Origin of the sequence: Streptococcus saliviloxodontae (assembly GCF_016908655.1) — a bacterium.
Classification (GTDB): Bacteria; Bacillota; Bacilli; order Lactobacillales; family Streptococcaceae; genus Streptococcus; species Streptococcus saliviloxodontae.
The window spans coordinates 55,049-70,436 of the sequence record NZ_JAFBEI010000003.1 but is presented as its reverse complement, the minus strand read 5'-3'; the positions used below and the strand labels follow the sequence as shown (position 1 = coordinate 70,436).

The following is a 15,388-nucleotide window of genomic DNA, read 5'->3' as shown; positions in this document are numbered from 1 at the left end:
ACCTGTTTTTCTAAGCTCGTATATTGTTAATTTATCTTCATACGTTAATTTCATCAAAAAACACCCCATTCGTTAGATTTTGTGTCTAACTTTTGGGGTGCAGTTCACTAATCCAAGACTGCTTTTGTTCTTAAAGGGGTTTTTTAGATGGCATTCCTGCCTTGCGAGGATACTTATTAGGTGTTTCTTTTTTCTTTTCAACAATGGTGATATTGCGTCCGTCACCGTTAGGGAGTTGGTAGTTATGATTTTCCAGAGGGACAGCAAAGAGAGTGGCTAGAGCCTTTTTAGCATCGGCTAGTTCCTGGTCTGCGGCAGCAGCTTTAAGAGCGATAAGGCGTCCATTAACCTTCAAAAATGGGATGGTCAATTCTGAAAGAACCTGCATGCGAGCGACAGCACGAGCAGTAACAATATCAAAACTAGCTCGAAAGGCTTTATCCTGCCCAAAATCCTCAGCTCGACCATGGAAAAAATGAACACCACTTAGATCCAGTTCATCAGCTAACAGATTGAGAAAGTTAATGCGTTTGTTCAGAGAATCAATAATGGTTACATCGAGCTCCGGAAATAGGATTTTCATAGGTAAGCTGGGAAAACCAGCACCAGCTCCAATATCTAAGAGTTTGAGTGGTTGGTTGCTGATGTAGCCTTGCAAAATAGGTGCGATAGAATCGTAAAAATGTTTGAGATAAACGTCAGATTCTTCTGTAATGGCTGTCAGATTGATTTTTTCATTCCACTCTACTAAAAGATGAAAATAGCGTTGAAATTGTTCTTTTTGTTTGTCGGTTAAAGGAAACCCATCCTGGGTTAATTGGTCATAAAAATCTTGAGGAGTCATACGGATAAAATCCTTTCTGGTGTATTATTTAAAGCGATTAGACTTGATGTGCAGTGGCTAAGACAAGAAAGCCAATGGGAGATTGAGTATGTTTCGCGCACTATTTCCATTTTATCACAAACTAGGCTTTTCTTTTTCAATCTACCTAAAAATTGTTATAATAGAAGAAATTATTTGGAAAAGAGGTTACTTCATGACTATCATTATTACTATTGCGATTATTGCTGTTTTAGTGATTTGGCTGATTCTTAGCTATAACGGTCTTGTTAAGAGTCGTATGCAGACCAAGGAATCTTGGAGTCAAATCGATGTGCAGTTGAAACGTCGTAATGATTTGTTGCCTAACTTGATTGAGACAGTGCGAGGTTACGCTTCATACGAAGAAAAAACATTTGAAAAAATTGCAGAGCTCCGAGCACAAGTGGCTAAAGCTCAGACACCAACTCAAGCGATGCAAGCTTCAGAAGCACTAACCAAACAAATCTCAGGTATTTTTGCCGTAGCAGAAAATTACCCAGACTTGAAAGCTAATGCTAGCTTTATCAAATTACAGGATGAGTTGACAAATACTGAAAATAAAATTTCCTACTCACGTCAATTATACAATAGCACAACATCAAACTATAATGTCAAATTGGAAACTTTCCCAAGTAACATTGTAGCAAAAATCTTTGGTTTTAAAGCGAGTGAGTTCTTAGAAACACCAGCAGAAGAAAAAGAAGTGCCAAAGGTTTCTTTTGATTTTTAATGAGGTAGCCTATGCTCTATCAACAGATTGCGAGTAATAAGCGACGAACTGTCATTTTAATCTTTCTTTTTTTCATTTTATTATCCCTCATTGGTGCAGCTGTTGGTTATCTCTTTTTAAGGAGTATGGCTTTTGGGATTGCGATAGCTCTTATTATAGGTGCTATCTACGCCTTTTCAATGATTTTTCAATCAACCAATGTGGTTATGGGAATGAACAATGCTCGTGAGGTAACAGCCGACGAAGCTCCGCAGTTATACCATATTGTAGAGGATATGGCTATGGTGGCTCAGATTCCAATGCCACGTGTTTTTATCGTTGAAGATGAGAGCCTCAATGCCTTTGCGACTGGGTCTAGCCCAGAAAATGCCGCAGTTGCCGCAACGACAGGTCTACTAAGAGTTATGAATCGTGAAGAGTTAGAAGGTGTTATTGGTCATGAGGTGAGCCATATCAGAAACTACGATATTCGTATTTCAACCATTGCGGTGGCTTTAGCTTCAGCTGTGACGCTTTTATCTAGTATTGGTGGCCGTATGATGTGGTTTGGTGGTGGCCGTAGACGTTCAAATGATGAGAGAGATGATGCCTTAGGAGCATTGATGTTGCTCTTTTCTATTTTGGCAGTCATCTTGGCACCTCTTGCAGCGAGTCTGGTTCAATTAGCTATTTCACGCCAGAGAGAATATCTAGCAGATGCTAGCTCAGTTGAATTAACCAGAAATCCTCAAGGGATGATAAATGCTCTTCAAAAACTGGATCGTTCAGCTCCTATGGCTCATCCTGTCGATGAGGCAAGTGCGGCACTTTACATTAATGATCCTGTTAAGAAAGAAGGCTTCAAGTCACTATTTTATACGCATCCTCCTATCTCAGAACGTATTGCAAGATTGAAAGAAATGTAGACAGTAGGTGCACTTTTTGCTATAATTAGTTTATCTGATTATTTTTAATAAAATATTAACTAAAAATAATAGTTGGAACCAGTTAGAAGAAGCTAGCTGGTTGTTTTTAAAGCTAGATACAGTAGGGTAGATTGATGTATAAGCATTGATAAGTATTACTCAAAGGTTAAAATATTTAGGAGAGGTAAGTTTTTTTGTTTCATTTGTTAGACATTAAAAAGCATGAGGGTGGTATTTCCTTTGAACAAGTAATTGATATCAAAGAGCACCTTATGGCAAGGAGTGACGATATCATCGATGTTGATCCTGTAAAAGTTGTTGGAAATATTTCCTTTGATTCAGGGCTCTATCTGTTGAATTACGATTTAAGCTATCATTTAGTTTTACCGTCAAGCCGTTCAATGGAACCTGTCTCATATCAACATCAGCTTTTCATTAGCGAAGTTTTTATCGAAGAAAAAGATGCTATCGCTAAAAAAGATTTAATTGATGATGATTTGGTCTTGGTGCTTGAAGGAGATACTATAAATCTGGTAGAGAGTATTGTTGATAATATTTTATTAGCGATTCCTTTAAGAATTTTAACAGAAGAAGAGTTGCAAAATGAAGAATTACCATCAGGTAATTCATGGTCTGTTATGACTGAAGAACAGTACCAAGCTTTGCAGGAAGAGAAAAAAGCTGAAAATAATCCATTTTCAGCCTTGAATGGTCTTTTTGAAGATTAAAAAAGATGATTTTTAGTAGACAATTCTAAGCCTTTTAATTTGATTATGCAAATTAAAAATAGTATAATTTTAAGAGTAAGTAATGTTTGTTGAGAAATAAATATAGAAGAAAAGGGTTTTAGAAGAGTTTCTATAGGATTTCTAGCGCAATTACAAAACAAAAATAGAAAAATAATCCCTAAGATTATTATGGTGGTAGTTATGTCAAAACGTATTCTTATTATTGAAGATGAGAAGAATCTGGCTCGTTTTGTCTCATTGGAACTTCAACATGAAGGTTATGAAGTGACTGTTGAACACAACGGTAGATCAGGTCTTGAAACAGCACTTGAGAAAGACTTTGATTTGATTCTCTTGGATTTGATGTTGCCAGAGATGGACGGGTTCGAAGTGACACGTCGCTTGCAACAAGAAAAAACAACGCATATTATTATGATGACAGCACGTGATTCTGTTATGGATATCGTTGCTGGGCTTGACCGTGGTGCGGATGGTTATATTATCAAGCCATTTGCGATTGAAGAACTATTGGCACGTGTTCGTTCAGTCTTCCGTCGTCAAGACATTTTTGAAAATAAAGTGACCTCAACTAAAGGTGATGTCACTTACCGTGATTTGAAATTAGATGCTCAAAATCGTTCAGTTCTTCGTGGAGATACCTTGATTCCATTGACAAAACGTGAGTATGATTTGTTGAGTACTTTGATGAATAATATGAACCGTGTGATGACACGTGAAGAACTCTTAGCACAAGTTTGGAAATACGATGAAGCCGTTGAAACGAATGTTGTTGATGTTTATATTCGTTACCTTCGCGGTAAAATCGATATTTCTGGCAGAGAGTCCTATATCCAAACTGTTCGTGGTATGGGTTATGTTATCCGTGAATCATGATTAAATCAATAGGCAAAAATTCCTTTTTTAAAATGCCTATTAGGAAAAAAATGACCCTCGTAACATCAGGGCTTTTTTTTCTAATATTGATGCTCTTTTCAATCATTGTACTGGTTTCTGCTAATTTTCTACTTTTAGATCATGAGAGAAGTGCTGTAACGTCTACGATTAACAACGTTAGTAAACGCTTTAAAGGTCTAGATAGTGAAGTCACTGCAGAAAGTATCTTACAATATCTGTATGCTCCAGAGAGTGTAACAGCTACAGTTACAGATAATCTCTTATATGAGAAAAATATTTCTGGTAGTCGAATTGCGATCTCTAGTTTACTTTATTCAAATCAGATTATTTATATCTATGATAATAGTAACCACCTTGTTTTTACGACAGCAACTAAAATTAATGAGAAGGGTGAATCTCATGATAAGATAGCTCCGAATACAGGGGTTGTAACAATTGCTGAAAATCAAGGTAAGAGAGGGTATTTTTACAGTTTAAGCCTCAAAGATGCTTCGGGTAAAAAAAGGATAGGGTATATTCAAATTTTTCATAACCTTGAATTTTATTACACGATAAAAGATAGATTATTTTATGTCTTGATCATCTTGGTTATTGTGACTATTTTCTTGGTTTTTATCGTCACAACTCGAACGATGAAACGTTTCTTAAATCCCATGCAGGATCTCCACGAAGCTATGACGGTTATTGCGGAAAATCCGATGGAATTGAATGTTCGTGCCCAAGTTGAGAGTGGGGATGAGATTGAAGAGTTATCTTTAATTTTCAATGACATGCTTGACAAGTTGGAACGACAAAGTAAGTTGCAGAATCAATTCGTCAGCGATGTCAGTCATGAACTACGTACTCCTATTGCTGTGATTAAGGGTCACTTAGATTTATTGCAACGATGGGGGAAAAATGACCCTGAGATCTTAGATGAAAGTTTGGAAGCATCGAGCTATGAAGCTAATCGTATGAATATCATGATTAGTGAGATGTTGGATATGATTCGGATTCAAGGCAGTTTTGAGAGTCACCAACACGAGACTTCGGATATTAGAGAGTCGGTCCAAAAGGTTTTGGGTAACTTTAAAGTTCTCCATGGAGACTTTGCCTTCAAGTTTGAATCTTCGGCTAATGCAGGTTACACACCGGCTAAAATCTATACTCCTCATCTTGAACAAGCCTTAACAATCATTGTAGACAATGCTGTCAAATACTCACCTATTCGTAAAGAGATCACGGTTGAATTGCAGGAGCAAGAAGAGTTTTATTGTCTTAGTGTTAAAGATAAGGGTGAGGGGATTGCTGAAGAAGATCTCCAACACATTTTTGAGCGTTTTTACCGGACAGATAAGTCAAGAAATCGCACTAGCACAAAATCTGGTTTAGGAATTGGATTGTCTATCCTCCAGCAAATTACGCAAGCCTATGGTTGTCGTTTGGATGTGACGAGTAAGGTTGAGCAGGGCTCTAATTTTACTCTGACTATTCCAAAGGTGGTTGATACATTCGATGCCTAAGAGTACCAGAAGTGATATACAAAATAGAGAAGGCTTAGATAAGACCCTTCTCTATTTTTAGGTATGCTGGGATTGTGTTATAGGGCTTATGACTGGTATAGAGAACAAGTTTTTGATGTATTGCTTTCGTTCTTGGCTATAATATGATAAAATAAGATATTACATTAGAATGGTAGAATTGGGGTGTTTTCATGCGTTGTCCAAAGTGTGCGTTTACAAAATCAAGTGTTATTGATAGTCGTCAAGCAGAAGAGGGGACTACCATTCGAAGACGCCGTGAGTGTGATCACTGTCATCATCGCTTTACAACTTTTGAGCGTGTGGAAGAATTACCTCTTTTAGTCGTTAAAAAAGATGGCACGCGTGAACAGTTCTCACGTGATAAAATTCAACACGGGATTATCCAAAGTGCTCAGAAGAGACCGGTATCAAGCGATGATATCGAAAAATCGATTTCTCGTATCGAGCAGACGATTCGTTCAGAGTATGAGAATGAAGTACCTAGCACTGCTATTGGTAATCTTGTCATGGATGAATTAGCTGATTTAGATGAGATTACCTATGTTCGTTTTGCTTCTGTCTATAAGAGCTTCAAAGATGTTGATGAGATTGAAGAACTTTTGCAACAGATTACCAAACGTGTTCGTAGTAAAAAGAAGAGCAGTTTAGATGAGACCGATTGATACTTTTTCCTTCCTCAAGAGCAATGTGGTAAGTACAGATGCTAGGGACTTGATGCGTTATTACTATCCTATCATTGGCACTGATGCCTTGGTGGTTTACCAGTATTTGGTTAGTTTTTGGGATAATGGTGTCCAAAAGCACCAGTTTGCAGAAGTACTAAACCACACCTTGTTTAGTATGCCGCGTTTTGAAGAAGCCTTGGCTATTCTGACAGGTATGGACTTGGTTCGCTTTTATCAGCAACAGCAGAATTATGTCATTGAGTTAGTTGCTCCTTTATCTGGAACTAATTTCTTACAAAATGCTGTCTATACAGGTTTACTTGAACAAAAAATTGGACATCTGGCCTTGGAGGAACTGAAAAGTTACTTGCCAGAAAACCTTCAAAACCTATCTAAGAAATTTTCAGAGGTTTTTGAAGCATCAGGTACCGTGTCACTTCAAGCGATTAAGAGCAAGACGAATTTTGACTTGGAATCATTTAAGAAGTTAATGGTTAGAGATGGTCTGTCGTTTGACAATGAGTCAAGGGATGTTATTGCTCTCAATAATTTTTCAGAGACCTATGGTCTTACCTGGTATGATACCTATCTGTTGGCGCGTGATACAGCTGTTAATTTTAAAATTTCTTTGGCTAGGATGCGTTCCAAAAGAGAACAAAACGTTTCCAAAACGACGCAGACATCTGCTTTTAATGCCCAAGAAGAAGTGATTATCCGTGAAGCTAAGGCGGATAAGGCAGCTGTCTTTTTAGCTAAAATCAAAAAAGCACGACAAGCGACTATTACAGCTGATGAACGTCAGTTATTAGATGATTTAGCTAAGATGTCTTTCCTTGATGAAGTTATCAACATTATGGTGCTTTATACCATGTCTAAAACGAAGTCTGCTAATCTTAATAAGCGCTATCTGATGAAAATTGCAAATGATTTTTCTTATCGAAAAGTTGCTAGTGCGGAAGATGCTGTTTTGAAGATGCGTGATTTTAATGATCGCAAGAAAGAAAGCAGAGCGAGTCAGAGCACAAAAGTCAGCAATATTCCTAGTTGGAGTAACCCTGATTACAAAAATGAAACGAGTCAAGAAGAGCAAGAAAAACTTGATCAGATGAAACAAGCTATGTTGAAAAAGTTGAGAAAAGAATAGCTTTTTTAGCCTTACTTTGCTTGAATGAGTTGTTAGATTTACTGAAAGGAGTCTTGATTTGGAGAAAATTGGTCAAACCTTAAATCGCTCCCAATCTTTGGGGCGTGTGGCACCAGAAGAGTTAATGCAGAGCATTTTAGCAGATGAAGATGTGGCTGCTTTCATTAATCAACATAATTTGACACAGGATGAGATTAAGCGCAGCCTACCCAAGTTTAATCAGTTTCGAAATGAGCGAATGAAGTTTGAAACTGGCGATGCCTCTTACAGTGCCAAGGGCTACCAGCCTATTTTGACGATGAACGAAGGTTATGCAGATGTGACTTACCTTGAGACACGGGCTTTGAAAGAAGCTCAGCAGAAGCAGGCTGTTGAAAATCGTATTCAGCTCATGAGCTTGCCGAAATCTTACAAGCATATCTCTTTTGATGACGTTCTTTTGGATGATTCGAGACGACTGCTTAGTTTTGGTAATTTGGTTGATTTTGTCAATGATTATCCAGATCAGGGGCAAAAAGGCTTGTATCTTTATGGAGATATGGGGGTTGGCAAGTCCTATATGCTTGCTGCTATGGCTCATGAGTTATCAGAGAAAAAAGGTGTAACAACAACGATGTTACACTACCCATCATTCACTATTGACGTTAAAAATGCCATCAACGATGGGCGTGTCAAGGATGAAATTGATGCTGTTAAGTCGGTGCCTGTTTTAATCTTAGATGATATTGGCGCAGAGCAATTTTCATCATGGGTTCGTGATGAAGTGCTTCAAGTTATTTTGCAGTATCGTATGTTAGAAGAACTACCGACCTTTTTTACCTCTAACTATTCCATGGCTAATCTGGAAGCTAAGTTATCAGATGGTCGTAAAGGAGATGAGTCTTGGCAGGCTAAGCGTGTTATGGAACGCATTAGATTTTTAGCGCAAGAAATTCACTTAGAAGGTGAAAACCGTCGATAATTATTAGTTTATTGTATTTACAATCTTTATAGAAAGGAAGACCTATTCTTATTATTTGGGATAAGGGAGAGGAGACTCTCTGAGGTCTTAATATCATATGTCATTACCTACTGTCGCTATTGTCGGGCGTCCTAATGTTGGAAAATCGACACTATTTAATCGTGTAGCTGGTGAGCGTATCTCAATCGTTGAAGATGTTGAGGGTGTTACACGTGACCGTATTTACACCACTGCGGAGTGGCTCAATCGTAAATTCTCTATCATTGATACAGGTGGTATCGATGATGTGGATGCCCCATTCATGGAGCAAATCAAGCACCAAGCTGATATTGCCATGACCGAGGCTGATGTCATTGTCTTTGTCGTTTCTGGTAAGGAAGGTGTCACAGATGCTGATGAGTATGTAGCACGTATCCTTTATAAAACCAACAAACCTGTCATCTTGGCGGTGAACAAGGTTGATAATCCTGAAATGCGTAACGATATTTACGATTTCTACTCACTTGGTCTGGGTGACCCAATGCCAGTGTCATCTGTTCACGGGATTGGTACAGGGGATGTTTTAGATGCTATTGTTGAAAACCTTCCTCAAGAAGTAGAAGATGAAAATCCAGACATCATCAAGTTTAGCCTTATCGGTCGTCCTAATGTTGGTAAATCAAGTCTTATCAATGCTATTTTGGGCGAAGACCGTGTGATTGCTAGTCCGATTGCAGGAACGACTCGTGATGCTATTGATACTAACTTCACTGATAGTGAAGGGCAAGAGTACACTATGATTGATACGGCAGGTATGCGTAAGTCTGGTAAGGTTTATGAAAATACTGAGAAGTACTCTGTCATGCGTTCTATGCGTGCCATTGACCGCTCGGATGTTGTTCTTATGGTCATTAATGCTGAAGAGGGGATTCGTGAGTACGACAAGCGTATCGCAGGTTTTGCCCATGAAGCAGGTAAGGGTATTATCATCGTCGTTAACAAGTGGGACACGCTTGAAAAGAACAATCATACGGTTGCTCAGTGGGAATCTGATATTCGCGATAACTTCCAATTCTTGAGCTATGCACCGATTGTCTTTGTTTCTGCAGTGACAAAACAACGCTTGCATAAGTTGCCAGAACTGATCAAACGTATCAGTGAAAGCCAAAATAAACGTATCCCTTCAGCTGTCCTTAATGATGTGATTATGGATGCTATCGCTATCAATCCAACACCGACAGACAAGGGGAAACGTCTTAAAATCTTCTATGCGACACAGGTTGCAGTTAAGCCACCGACATTTGTCATCTTTGTCAACGAAGAAGAGCTCATGCACTTCTCATATCTTCGTTTCTTGGAAAATCAAATTCGTGAAGCCTTTACCTTTGAAGGGACTCCGATTCATCTGATTGCTCGTAAACGTAAATAGGCAAGGTTTCTTGTAGTACTTGATTGACGTTAATTCTATAAAAAGTTGAGTTCTTAAATGAACTCAACTTTTTTCGTTCAGCTAGTGATTCTAGGCTTAGGCTAGATTATACTTGTTTTCAGAAAACAGAATGAATTTTCAAAAAATTTCGAAATTAGTCTTTCTTTTTTAGGAGAAATAAAGTATAATGGTCACATTACATTAGTTTGAGTCTAAAAAGTAGCTTTCTTTTTAGGTAACCTAGAGAAAAGGAGTGCAGAAATATGAAAAAAAGCTTTATTCATCAGCAAGAGGAGATTTCTTTTGTAAAAAATACCTTTACACAGTATTTGATTGATAAACTTGACGTCGTTGAAGTTCAAGGACCTATTTTAAGTCGAGTTGGGGATGGTATGCAAGATAATTTGTCTGGTATCGAAAACCCAGTTTCAGTAAATGTTCTTAAAATTCCAGATGCCCAGTTTGAAGTTGTTCATTCTTTGGCCAAGTGGAAACGTCACACTTTGGCACGTTTTGGTTTTAATGATGGTGAGGGGCTTGTTGTCAATATGAAGGCACTCCGTCCAGATGAAGATTCCTTGGATCAAACTCACTCTGTTTATGTTGACCAGTGGGATTGGGAAAAAGTTATTCCAGATGGACACCGAGATATTGCCTACCTTAAAGAAACTGTTGAAACAATCTATAAAGTGATTCGTTTGACAGAGCTTGCGGTTGAGGCGCGTTACGATATTGAAGCAGTGCTTCCTAAGAAAATTACCTTTATCCATTCAGAAGATTTGGTTGAAAAATATCCTGATTTGACACCAAAAGAGCGTGAAAATGCGATTACCAAAGAATTTGGTGCCGTCTTCTTGATCGGTATTGGTGGTGTTCTGCCTGATGGTAAACCACATGATGGGCGTGCTCCGGACTACGATGACTGGACAAGTGAGTCAGAAGATGGTTACCATGGTCTTAATGGAGATATCTTGGTTTGGAACGAACAATTGGGATCTGCTTTTGAATTGTCATCAATGGGTATTCGTGTTGATGAGGAAGCGTTGAAACGTCAAGTAGAGATTACTGGTGACCAAGAACGCCTTGAGTACGATTGGCACAAAGCTCTCTTACGAGGTCTTTTCCCACTAACAATCGGTGGTGGTATCGGTCAATCTCGTATGGCTATGTTCTTGCTTCGTAAGAAACATATCGGTGAGGTTCAAACTTCTGTTTGGCCACAAGAAGTTCGTGATACTTTTGATAACATCCTATAAGACTAAGATAGAGTTGGCCAAGCTGTCCAACTCTTTTTAATTAGCAATGGAGCCTACTGCCATTACAACAAAATAAAAACAGGAGTAAACTTGCTGATAGGAAAGGGCAAGCTTACTCCTATTTTTGATGTGGTTTAAGGAAACGAAGTTCTAGTATCAATCGAGTGCATGAGATAGAAAAGAGGTGAGTTTGGCCACTGTTGCTCTACTGGTTGAGTCAAGTTTTTTGGTCTGTTGTTGATTTTGGTAGACAGCTAGATTTGGAACGTAGGGCAGATCATAACGATCTCTAAACGCTTGGAGGGTCTGTCCAGAATGTTTTTGGCTATCGATATAGTAAACGGTTGTTTGGCTGTTTTTGAGTGCTTTGACTAATTTAGGTAAAAAGGCTCTGCAGTAAGGGCAGGTTGGACGTCCCATGTAGAGTACAAAAGGAGTGGCTCCTTGTTCTAACTCTTGTAGCTTTGTTTCGTCAATCTCGATGAGTTTGCTTTGCTCAACGAGTTTGGTGTAGTGCTTTTCCTGTTGAACCGTCGTGTCTGATGAGCTTGAGTTGGTAGCCGATACCGTGATAGTTTGATAAGGAAGAAGGAGGGAGAGACATAGGAAGATTACAGCGATAATTTTTTTGAACAATAACATCAATAGCTAATCCTTGTTTAATAATACTCTTATCATAACAAAAAGAATTGGAGATGTAAATGTAAAAGAGAGTTGGAGATATTGGTTCTCAGGAGAAAAGATATCGATTATGTCAGCAGGTCTTATACTTTTCTTTTACTTGAGAAATAAAAAACTCTTAGGAATACTGCTATATCAGTATTTCCAAGAGTTGCTATTATAGGGTAGTCAATCTCTAACATCAAAATTCTCTACTATATAATTAGGTTTTAAACAAGGTGGACTCTTGTTTAGATATTCTTATTTCAGTGTTAAGTATATTTTAGCTACCAAGGTAAGCCTGCTGCTGCAATTTCTGCCTTAGAAGCATATTGTCCATTTGATCTATGCCATCTACCGCGGTAATCTCTAGAATAGCCACTACTTGATCGAACTTGAGCTCGACTTGCAGCTTGAGCTTCTTGTGCAGCCTGAGCTGCTGCAGCTTGTGCAACTTGTTCTTCTTTGGTTGAAATTGCTGCATCAACTAGGTTGATTCTGTGTTGCCAGGCAGCTTTTTTATTGGCATCATTGACGCTGTTAACAACAGCTTGTGCATTGGCTTGATTTTCTCTGTTTTGGTTATCTTCGAGATGTTTTACAGCGATCTCAGCGTTTGCTTCTGCTTGAGCTTCGGCTTCTCTAATACTAATGGCATTTTGAACGGCATTGATACGATTTTCAAGATTTGCTATAGTGCCAGAATCTGAGACTCTATTAGTGGCCTCTTGTGCAGGGGCAATATTATCACGTGTTTGATGATCTTCTAGGCGTTTGACTGCTGTCTGTGCTTCTCTAATATTAATAGCATTCTGAACGGCATTGATACGATTTTCAAGATTTGCTACAGTGCCAGAATCTGAGACTCTATTAGTAGCCTCTTGTGCAGGGGCAATATTATCACGTGTTTGATGATCTTCTAGGTATTTGACTGCTGTCTGTGCCTCTTTGATGGTGATAGCTTGACTAACTTTATTAATACGGTTCGTTAGATCTAAATAGGTACCGGCATCCTTGACTTGGTCACTTGCAGTTTGGGCGCTAGTGAGGTTATTGCGATTTTGCTTGTCTTCAAGTCGTTTAACAGCTTCCTTAGCTTCTTTGATAGTAATAGCTTGTTCTACCGCGGTGATACGGTCTTCAAGTTTTTCCTTGTTGCTAGAACTGTCTAATGTAGCGACAGTTTCTTTAGCTTTGGCAAGATTATTTCGGGTTTGGCTATCTTCTAATGTCTTGACAGCTATTTCGGCAGTATTTTCAGATTCATTGTTAGTCGTTGCATAGACAATTGAGTTTGGTAGAGGAGTGACTAGCTGTGGATGAGATAGTTGAACTCCGAAGGCTCCAAGTAGTAGGCTTGTGAGTATAAGTGATTTGCTTTTTTTCATAATAACCTCCAAAATACTTTTATTCATAAAACTTTATGCATCCATCTTATCATGAAAAGGATTTCATGTAAAGTGACTTTTCATTCTATTAGAAAAGTCCTTTTAAGATAATCTGTTATTTTTTTGTTATAATAGAAGACATTATGAGAATTGTATCTGGTGAATTTGGTGGGCGTCCTTTGAAGACGCTAGAGGGTAAAACAACGCGTCCGACTTCTGATAAGGTGCGTGGTGCCATGTTTAATATGATTGGTCCTTATTTTGATGGTGGGCGTGTCTTGGACCTTTTTGCGGGTTCAGGTGGTTTGTCAATTGAGGCTGTTTCTCGTGGTATGGATGAGGCAGTTCTGGTTGAAAAAGATCGCAGAGCGCAAGCTATTATCCAAGAGAATATCGAGATGACAAAGTCTGAGAAGCAGTTTAGCCTCTTGAAAATGGAAGCAGAGCGTGCTATTGGTCAGTTGACTGGGACCTTTGACTTGATTTTTTTAGATCCTCCTTATGCTAAAGAGCAGATTGTGGCTAATATCGAGGCTTTGGATGAGGCAAATCTACTTGGTGAGGACGTTATGATTGTCTGTGAGACAGACAAGTCCGTCATTTTGCCAGAGGAGATTGCTTCGGTTGGTATTTGGAAAGAGAAAACCTACGGTATTTCTAAGGTGACTGTTTATGTCAGATAGAATTGGACTATTAACAGGCTCTTTTGATCCGGTGACTCTTGGGCATATGGATATTATTTCTCGAGCCAGTAAACTCTTTGACACCTTGTATGTTGGTATTTTTTTCAACCGTGAAAAGCAAGGTTTCTTTACAATTGATGAGCGTCAGCATATTTTGGAAGAGGCAGTAGTTGATTTTCAAAATGTGGTGGTTGTGACAGCTGATAATAGCTTAGCTGTTGATTTTGCAAATCAACTGGGAGTGACTTGTCTTGTCAGAGGGCTTCGTAATGCGACTGATTTTGATTATGAGGCTAATCTTGACTTTTTTAATAAGCAGTTGGCGAAAGAGTTGGAAACCATCTATTTGATTGCTAGTCATGAGGTGCAGCCCATTTCATCTAGTCGTGTTCGTGAGTTGATTCATTTTGGAGTGGACCTAGAGGCCTATGTCCCAGAAAGTGTTATCAAAGAAGTGGAGAAAAAAAGTGGAAAATAAGAAAGTGTCTCGGTGGGCTACTATCGTATCCTATTTAAAGCGATTTAAGTGGTGGTTAGCTGGTATCTGTGTGACAATTTTATTAGCAGTTGCTATACTAGTTCCTTTACCTTATTATGTTGAGATGCCTGGAGGTGCTTTTGATATTGCACAGGTATTAACGGTCAATGATAAAGAGGACAAGGAAAAAGGCTCTTATGAATTTGTAGCGGTATCTCAAGTGAGGGCTACTTTTGCTTGGTTGCTCTATGCTTGGGCAACTCCTTTTACAGATATCACTACTGCTGAGGAAACAACAGGAGACTACAGCGAAGCAGATTACATTCGTATCAATCAGTTTTACATGGAGACGTCTCAAAACACAGCGATTTACCAAGCTATGACGCTGGCCGGTAAATCGGTTACCTTGGATTATCAAGGAGTTTATGTTCTCAGTGTGTCAGATAAATCAACCTTTAAAGGGGTATTGAATTTAGCGGATACTGTAACTGGAGTTGATGGGCATACCTTTAATAGCTCACAAGAGTTGATTAACTTTGTAGCTGACTTAGATCTGGGGGCAGATGTGACCGTCCAGTACACTAGCCAAGGTCAGAAAAAAGAAGCTAAAGGAAAGATTATTTCCTTGTCAAATGGTAAAAATGGTATTGGTATCGGTCTAGTTGATCATACTGTGGTTAAGTCTGATGACAAGGTGACCTTTAGTACAGGAGCTGTTGGTGGACCAAGTGCTGGATTGATGTTTACCTTGGATATTTACGATCAGTTATCAACTGAGGACTTGAGAAAAGGCCGTGTGATTGCAGGAACTGGAACAATCGGTATGGATGGCTCTGTTGGTGAAATCGGTGGGATTGATAAGAAGGTTGTGTCTGCGGCCAAGTCTGGAGCAAGCATCTTTTTCGCACCGGCAGGAGATAACTACAAGGCGGCTGTCAAGGCAGCTAAAAAGTATGGTACTGATATGAAAATTGTGAAGGTATCAACTGTCCAAGAAGCTATTGATTATTTAAGAAATACAGACTAGATGTCAACAGTCAAGAAATCTATGATAGAGGTTCTTGGCTGTTTTTTAGTTGCCT

16 protein-coding genes are annotated in these 15,388 nt (G+C 38.8%); 13 read left to right on the top strand and 3 right to left on the bottom strand.

Features of this window, described 5'->3' with window-relative positions; translation table 11 throughout:
• Positions 1 to 130: 130 nt before the first annotated feature.
• Complete coding sequence (rsmG, locus tag JOC31_RS01260; RefSeq protein WP_205016410.1) at positions 131 to 844, bottom strand: 16S rRNA (guanine(527)-N(7))-methyltransferase RsmG; 714 nt, start codon at positions 842 to 844, stop codon at positions 131 to 133.
• 193 nt (positions 845 to 1,037) lie between these two features.
• Here rsmG and JOC31_RS01255 point away from each other — a divergent pair, with 193 nt between their 5' ends.
• From JOC31_RS01255 to asnA, 10 genes are all read left to right on the top strand, one after another.
• Positions 1,038 to 1,592, top strand: a complete 555-nt coding sequence (locus JOC31_RS01255) for a LemA family protein (RefSeq protein WP_205016409.1) — start codon at positions 1,038 to 1,040, stop codon at positions 1,590 to 1,592.
• Between the two features lie 11 nt (positions 1,593 to 1,603).
• The gene (gene htpX, locus JOC31_RS01250; protein ID WP_205016408.1) at positions 1,604 to 2,497 is read left to right on the top strand and encodes a zinc metalloprotease HtpX; all 894 of its coding nucleotides are present in this window, start codon (positions 1,604 to 1,606) and stop codon (positions 2,495 to 2,497) included.
• A gap of 194 nt (positions 2,498 to 2,691) precedes the next feature.
• Complete coding sequence (locus JOC31_RS01245; protein WP_205016407.1) at positions 2,692 to 3,225, top strand: YceD family protein; 534 nt, start codon at positions 2,692 to 2,694, stop codon at positions 3,223 to 3,225.
• Between the two features lie 201 nt (positions 3,226 to 3,426).
• Complete coding sequence (locus JOC31_RS01240; RefSeq protein ID WP_205010506.1) at positions 3,427 to 4,119, top strand: response regulator transcription factor; 693 nt, start codon at positions 3,427 to 3,429, stop codon at positions 4,117 to 4,119.
• A 50-nt stretch (positions 4,120 to 4,169) separates the two neighbouring features.
• On the top strand, positions 4,170 to 5,642 hold the full coding sequence (locus JOC31_RS01235; protein WP_205016406.1) for a HAMP domain-containing sensor histidine kinase: 1,473 nt from the start codon (positions 4,170 to 4,172) through the stop codon (positions 5,640 to 5,642).
• A gap of 191 nt (positions 5,643 to 5,833) precedes the next feature.
• Positions 5,834 to 6,325 (top strand): transcriptional regulator NrdR, encoded by a 492-nt coding sequence (gene nrdR / locus JOC31_RS01230; RefSeq protein WP_205016405.1) that lies wholly within the window; start codon positions 5,834 to 5,836, stop codon positions 6,323 to 6,325.
• Positions 6,312 to 7,472: a DnaD domain-containing protein gene (locus JOC31_RS01225; RefSeq protein ID WP_205016404.1), complete on the top strand. Its 1,161-nt coding sequence runs from the start codon at positions 6,312 to 6,314 to the stop codon at positions 7,470 to 7,472. Before nrdR ends, JOC31_RS01225 begins: the two co-directional genes overlap by 14 nt.
• Before the next feature lie 58 nt (positions 7,473 to 7,530).
• Positions 7,531 to 8,433 carry a primosomal protein DnaI gene (dnaI, locus tag JOC31_RS01220; RefSeq protein ID WP_205016403.1) on the top strand — a complete coding sequence of 301 codons (903 nt, stop codon included), beginning with the start codon at positions 7,531 to 7,533 and terminating at the stop codon, positions 8,431 to 8,433.
• Positions 8,434 to 8,530: 97 nt separating this feature from the next.
• Positions 8,531 to 9,841 carry a ribosome biogenesis GTPase Der gene (gene der, locus JOC31_RS01215; RefSeq protein ID WP_205016402.1) on the top strand — a complete coding sequence of 437 codons (1,311 nt, stop codon included), beginning with the start codon at positions 8,531 to 8,533 and terminating at the stop codon, positions 9,839 to 9,841.
• 263 nt (positions 9,842 to 10,104) lie between these two features.
• Positions 10,105 to 11,097 (top strand): aspartate--ammonia ligase, encoded by a 993-nt coding sequence (gene asnA / locus JOC31_RS01210; RefSeq protein ID WP_205016401.1) that lies wholly within the window; start codon positions 10,105 to 10,107, stop codon positions 11,095 to 11,097.
• A 156-nt stretch (positions 11,098 to 11,253) separates the two neighbouring features.
• On the opposite strand, the gene JOC31_RS01205 is transcribed toward asnA, so the two are convergent.
• Both JOC31_RS01205 and JOC31_RS01200 read right to left on the bottom strand, forming a co-directional pair.
• Positions 11,254 to 11,739 carry a DUF6568 family protein gene (locus JOC31_RS01205; protein ID WP_205016400.1) on the bottom strand — a complete coding sequence of 162 codons (486 nt, stop codon included), beginning with the start codon at positions 11,737 to 11,739 and terminating at the stop codon, positions 11,254 to 11,256.
• Positions 11,740 to 12,044: 305 nt separating this feature from the next.
• A complete protein-coding gene (locus JOC31_RS01200; RefSeq protein ID WP_205016399.1) occupies positions 12,045 to 13,145 on the bottom strand; it encodes a hypothetical protein in 1,101 nt (366 codons plus the stop codon).
• Positions 13,146 to 13,288: 143 nt separating this feature from the next.
• Here JOC31_RS01200 and rsmD point away from each other — a divergent pair, with 143 nt between their 5' ends.
• The 3 genes from rsmD to JOC31_RS01185 are packed head-to-tail and all read left to right on the top strand — an operon-like array spanning position 13,289 to position 15,333.
• Complete coding sequence (gene rsmD, locus JOC31_RS01195; protein ID WP_205016398.1) at positions 13,289 to 13,828, top strand: 16S rRNA (guanine(966)-N(2))-methyltransferase RsmD; 540 nt, start codon at positions 13,289 to 13,291, stop codon at positions 13,826 to 13,828.
• Complete coding sequence (coaD, locus tag JOC31_RS01190) at positions 13,818 to 14,306, top strand: pantetheine-phosphate adenylyltransferase (protein ID WP_205016397.1); 489 nt, start codon at positions 13,818 to 13,820, stop codon at positions 14,304 to 14,306. Before rsmD ends, coaD begins: the two co-directional genes overlap by 11 nt.
• Complete coding sequence (locus tag JOC31_RS01185) at positions 14,296 to 15,333, top strand: SepM family pheromone-processing serine protease (RefSeq protein ID WP_338058823.1); 1,038 nt, start codon at positions 14,296 to 14,298, stop codon at positions 15,331 to 15,333. The genes coaD and JOC31_RS01185 overlap by 11 nt, the downstream gene beginning before the upstream one ends.
• Positions 15,334 to 15,388 lie beyond the last annotated feature (55 nt).